This is a genomic window from Flagellimonas flava (assembly GCF_050617915.1).
GTDB classification, from domain to species: Bacteria; Bacteroidota; Bacteroidia; order Flavobacteriales; family Flavobacteriaceae; genus Flagellimonas; species Flagellimonas flava_A.
Genome location: NZ_JBODQE010000087.1, coordinates 1 through 261, shown reverse-complemented (window position 1 = coordinate 261; position 261 = coordinate 1). Strand labels below are relative to the sequence as shown.

Sequence of the window (261 nt, the reverse complement as noted above, 5' to 3'; positions counted from 1 at the left end):
TCCGCACCAGTTCTCCGGCGGCATGCGCCAACGGGTGGTGATTGCGCTGGCCCTGGCGGCCGAGCCCAAGCTGATCGTGGCAGACGAACCTACTACTGCACTGCACGTGTCAATTCAGGCGCAGATTATCGACCTGCTGAAAAAGCTCTGTCGCACGCAAGGCACCTCGGTCATGCTGATTACCCACGATATGGGGGTGATTGCGGAAACCGCCGACCGCGTGGCCGTGATGTACGTCGGTCGCATTATCGAGATCGGCCA

At 60.5% G+C, this 261-nt stretch carries 1 protein-coding gene; it reads left to right on the top strand.

Annotation, left to right across the window (positions count from 1 at the left end; all coding sequences use genetic code 11):
* Window positions 1-261, top strand: a 261-nt coding sequence (locus tag ACRHOZ_RS21085) for an ATP-binding cassette domain-containing protein (RefSeq protein WP_431130276.1), incomplete at both ends; no start/stop codon positions are given.